Annotated in this window: 3 protein-coding genes and 2 pseudogenes; all 5 read left to right on the forward strand. The window is 69.0% G+C overall.

Annotation, left to right across the window (positions count from 1 at the left end):
* Positions 1 to 83 (forward strand): annotated as a pseudogene (locus tag ACTMTU_RS35885) (ATP-binding protein); the annotation flags it as partial.
* A 350-nt stretch (positions 84 to 433) separates the two neighbouring features.
* Entirely contained in the window at positions 434 to 3,730 is a 3,297-nt protein-coding gene (locus ACTMTU_RS35890) for a nitrate- and nitrite sensing domain-containing protein (RefSeq protein WP_441267619.1), read from the forward strand.
* 10 nt (positions 3,731 to 3,740) lie between these two features.
* On the forward strand, positions 3,741 to 4,154 hold the full coding sequence (locus ACTMTU_RS35895; RefSeq protein ID WP_005311461.1) for a roadblock/LC7 domain-containing protein: 414 nt from the start codon (positions 3,741 to 3,743) through the stop codon (positions 4,152 to 4,154).
* A gap of 138 nt (positions 4,155 to 4,292) precedes the next feature.
* Entirely contained in the window at positions 4,293 to 4,895 is a 603-nt protein-coding gene (locus ACTMTU_RS35900; protein WP_441267620.1) for a DUF742 domain-containing protein, read from the forward strand.
* Positions 4,876 to 4,991: pseudogene (locus tag ACTMTU_RS35905) on the forward strand (ATP-binding protein); the annotation flags it as partial. The gene ACTMTU_RS35900 and the pseudogene ACTMTU_RS35905, both read left to right, overlap by 20 nt.

The following is a 4,991-nucleotide window of genomic DNA, read 5'->3' on the forward strand; positions in this document are numbered from 1 at the left end:
CCACCGACGCCCGCCACCGCGCCGACGCCAAGAGCGCCCTCATCACCCTCGTCGAACACGCCCTCATGGCCCGCCTGAAGTAGAATGGCCAAGTAGACGACGCAATACGGCAGTTGTCGTAGTTGCCGTGGGGCGGGCTGTGTCTTTTGACACGGCCCGCCTCCGTGTTCATAACATTTCGACAGAGAATTCCGGCGCAGTGGACACCCGTTGCACACGGGCGGTACCACTGTGCTCACCTGAGCCTCGCCAATTGTCGGGGCTCGTTCTTTATGCCCGTTTTATGCGAGGCGTACGCCACTCGGAATCACCGATTCCGAGTGTTTGGAATGCGGCCGGTCGTCGTGCTGGAATTCGTCGAACTGCCGAGTAGTACGGCTCTGAACGAAACACGGCACAGCGTAGGTGCCGACGCCGAGAGGTTGTTGGTCGAGTGAGGCGAAGCAAGACGAGCTCCGCAGAGCAGCAGGCGCGGGGCAACTTCACCCCGCCGTCGCGCACAGCGGCGCCGCCTGCGGATGCGTCGGGAGCTTCCGGCTCTTCCCCGGCCGTCGGCGGGCCGGGAGGTTCCGGGGGCAGCACCAGCCGCTTCTCCCCTCGCAACTGGCGGGTGCCCACCCGACTGAACGCGATCCTCCTCATACCCGTGCTCGTCGGTCTGGTCATGGGCGGGTTCCAGGTCAAGCAGTCGATCGACACCTGGAGCGAGGCGCAGGACGCGGAGAAGACCGCGCTCGTCGTGCGCGCGGCCTCCGAGTACGGCCAGGCGCTCCTCAACGAGCGTGACCTGACCGCGCAGCCCCTGCTGCTCGCCACGAGCCAGGACGCCCGGCAGGCCGCCGTCGTCACCGAGGCGTACGACACCACCGACGCGGCGAAGGCCAAGTTCGACCAGGCCGTGGCGGACATGCCCCCCGGCCAGGGCCTCGAGCGCCGCCTCCAGCTGTTCAAGCAGGAGGAGCCGAAGCTCGCCGATCTGCGCAAGGCGGCCTACACCAAGGCGCTCGACCCGGTGCAGACCGAAGAGGGCTACGTCAAGATCCAGCACGTGCTGATGGAGTTCGCCAACGAGCTCGGCCTCGGCACCGGCAACGTCACCAGCTACGGCCGTACCGTGTACGCCGTCCAGCTCGCCAAGGCCGCCGCGTCGCTGCAGCGCTCCATCGGCATGCACCTGCTGGTCCGGCCGAGCAAGGACGAGAACGTCCTGGCCAAGCAGACGATCGCCTTCAACTCGTACAACTACCTCGAGCAGATCGCCATCGGCGAGTACGTCTCCGGCGGTACGGAGGCCGACACCGTCCGGCTCAAGGAAGTCATGACCGGCAAGGCCGCCGAGGGCGGCAAGCGGCTCGCCGCCGCCGGCCTGAACCCGCCCAAGGGCCCCGACGGCTCCGTCTTCACCGGCATGGCCACCGCCATCGGCTCCGGCACCAGCCCCGACAAGCTGAAGACGCAGGACGTCACGCCCGAGACATGGATGGGCGCGGCCACCGCCAAGTTCGACGGTTACACCGAGATCGAGACCGACCTCGTCGACCGGGCCGTGAACGAGGCCGCGGCGATCTCCGACGACGCCAAGACCGACGCCATCGTCAACGGCCTCATCGTCGTCATCGCCCTGCTCACCGCCTTCATCCTGGCCGGCCTCATGGCCCGCCAGATGAGCCGCTCGATGCGCCAGCTGCGCACCGCGGCGTTCGGCATCGCCGAGCAGCGCCTGCCGATGCTGGTCGACCAGCTGTCCCGGACCGAGCCGGGCCGGGTCGACACCCGTGTCCAGCCCATCCCGATCGACACCCAGGACGAGATCGGCGAGGTCGCCCGGGCCTTCGACCAGGTCCACCGCGAGGCCGTCCGGCTCGCCGCCGAGCAGGCCATGCTCCGAGGCAACGTCAACGCGATCTTCACCAACCTCTCCCAGCGGAACCAGTCGCTCATCGAGGGCCAGCTGACCCTGATCACGGACCTCGAGAACAACGAGGCCGACCCGGACCAGCTGGAGAACCTCTTCAAGCTGGACCACCTGGCGACCCGTATGCGCCGCAACGGTGAGAACCTGCTGATTCTCGCCGGCGAGGAGCCCGGCCGCCGCTGGAACCAGCCCGTGCCGCTCGTCGACGTGCTGCGCGCCGCCTCCTCCGAGGTGGAGTCCTACGAGCGCATCGAGCTCACCGGCGTCCCGGAGACCGAGATCCACGGCCAGGCCGTGACCGACCTCGTGCACCTCCTCGCCGAGCTGCTGGAGAACGCCACCACCTTCTCCTCGCCGCAGACCAAGGTCCGCGTCACCGCGACCCGTCTCCCCGACGGCCGCGTCATGGTCGAGATCCACGACAAGGGCATCGGCCTCACCGCCGAGGACTTCGCGGACATCAACCACAAGCTGGCCAACCCGCCGACCGTGGACGCCGCCGTCTCGCAGCGCATGGGTCTCTTCGTGGTCGGCCGCCTCGCCGACCGGCACGGCATCCGCGTCCAGCTGCGCCCCTCGGGCGAGCAGGCGGGCACCACCTCGCTGGTCATGCTTCCCGACGCCATCACCCACGGTGGCGGTGGCGAGGCGCTGCCCGAGGACGACTTCACGGTCTCGCAGATCATCCCGAAGCAGCAGTCCTTCGAGAGCGCCCCGATGCGGACCGCCGCGGAGCTCGGCTTCGACGACTCCCGCTACGAGCAGCCCTCCGACGATTCCGCGACCCAGCTGGACCCCGTGGGCCGCTCCCTGATGCGCGAGGAGCGCCGGGCGGCCCTGGAGGCCCAGGCGCACGGCGAAAGGCCGCTGTACCGCGACGAGTCGCCGTACGAGCAGGAGCAGGCTCCGCAGCAGGAGTACGGCTCCGAGTACGGCCAGCAGTACGCACAGGCGGACCAGGGCTACGCGCAGAACCAGCAGCCTGCGTACGACGAGTACCAGGGCGGCGGCTACCAGGACCCGTACCAGCCGGCGAACGGCGGCTACCCGGAGCACACGGAGCAGCAGGATCCGCTCCAGGGTGCATATGCGGAAGCCACATACCAGGACCCGCAGAACACCCAGCAGCAGTACGAGGGCCAGTACGACGCCCAGCCCCACCAGGGTGAGTGGGCCGACCACAGCGGCTACCAGAGCGCTTACGAGCCCGAGTACCGTCCCGAAGCGGAATCTGCACCCGCCGCTCCCGCGAACGCCTCGGACCGCGTAGGCTTCGAGCGTCCGGGACCGTCTCCGAGCAGCAGCCACGCGCTGACGGATGCCGGTCTCCCCCGGCGCGGTGGCAGCCAGAAGCCGTCGTCGGCACAGCAGGTGCCACAGCCGCCGGCGCAGCAGCAGGCGTCGCAGCAGCAGTGGCAGCAGCAGGCCCCCGAACAGGCTCCGGCCGCTCAGCAGAGCGGACAGGCTCCGGGCGGCAGCGGCAACGGCTCGGGCAGCTTCGGCGGCGGGAGCTCCGACACCGACGACTGGCGCTCGGCGAACGACGAGCGCTGGCAGCGGGCGGAGAAGCTTCGCGACCCGAAGGCGGGCGGGGTCACCTCGTCCGGTCTTCCCCGGCGGGTACCCAAGGCCAACCTGATCGAGGGCACGGCCGAACAGACCCCGCAGGGCGGCCCACAGGTCTCCCGCGCCCCTGAGGACGTGCGTGGCAGGTTGAGCAACCTGCGGCGCGGCGTCCAGCAGGGACGCAGCGCGGGAACGGACACGAACGGACCGGGCTCCGGCCCGGGCAGTACCTACAACCAGGAGCGTTAGTGTGAGCCCGATGAGCCAGGCGGCGCAGAATCTGAACTGGTTGATCACCAACTTCGTGGACAACACCCCAGGGGTGTCGCACACGGTGGTGGTCTCCGCCGACGGACTCCTGCTGGCGATGTCCGAAGGTTTCCCGCGCGACCGCGCCGATCAACTGGCGGCCGTGGCCTCCGGTCTGACCTCGCTGACCGCGGGCGCCTCCCGGATCTTCGAAGGCGGCGCCGTCAACCAGACGGTCGTGGAGATGGAGCGCGGCTTCCTCTTCATCATGTCCATCTCCGACGGATCCTCACTGGCCGTGCTGGCCCACCCCGAGGCCGACATCGGCCTGGTGGGCTACGAGATGGCGCTCCTGGTCGACCGTGCGGGCAGCGTCCTCACTCCCGACCTTCGCGCGGAGCTCCAGGGAAGCCTGCTCAACTGACGATCTGCCGGGTTCGTCCCGGTAGTTGCTCTTGACCAGTAGACAGACAGTGCGTTTCTCGCCACCGCACCGTTAAGGTGCGGTGGCGCGGGCTCCACAGGGACAGGAACCGGCGTACAGGCAGTCGGAGGAGGAAACGTGGCAACACCCCCAGGCGGGCGCCCTTATGAGGGCGGTCATCAGCCGCACGGTGAGCACACAGACAACCGGTTCAACTTTCCTTCGACGCCGGGCAGAGCGGGCGCGCAGCAGCCCTACCAGCAGTCGCAGTCGCCGTACGACCCGTCCTACGACGCGTCGTACGATCCCTCCTACGGCCAGCAGCAGCCCCGCATCCAGCCGGTGGCCCCGCGGCGCGCCCAGGAGCCCGCGAAGGCGTCGTCCGCCGGTTCCGGCAGGCACAACCCGCTGGTGCGCCCGTACGCCATGACCGGCGGCCGGACCCGGCCGCGTTACCAGCTCGCCATCGAGGCGCTGGTCAGTACCACGGCCGATCCGTCAAGGCTGCAAGGGCAGTTGCCCGAGCACCAGCGGATCTGCCGGCTGTGTTTCGAGATCAAGTCGGTGGCTGAGATCTCGGCACTTCTCTCCATCCCCCTCGGCGTTGCCCGGATCCTCGTCGCCGACCTGGCGGAGGCCGGACTTGTCGCCATTCACCAGCCCGGCGGCGACGAGTCCGCCGGCGGCCAGCCAGACGTGACACTGCTCGAAAGGGTGCTCAGTGGACTTCGCAAGCTCTAGCGGCGGTGCTGCCCGCTCAACCACCAGCGCGAAGATCGTGGTGGCGGGCGGCTTCGGCGTGGGCAAGACCACGTTCGTCGGCGCCGTCTCGGAGAT

It is taken from the genome of Streptomyces sp. OZ13 (assembly GCF_052068155.1).
Classification (GTDB): Bacteria; Actinomycetota; Actinomycetes; order Streptomycetales; family Streptomycetaceae; genus Streptomyces.

Bases quoted from the DNA above. Each gene is read 5' to 3' on its own strand.
- ACTMTU_RS35895 (WP_005311461.1), top strand. From the start codon at position 3,741: ATGAGCCAGGCGGCGCAGAATCTGAACTGGTTGATCACCAACTTCGTG.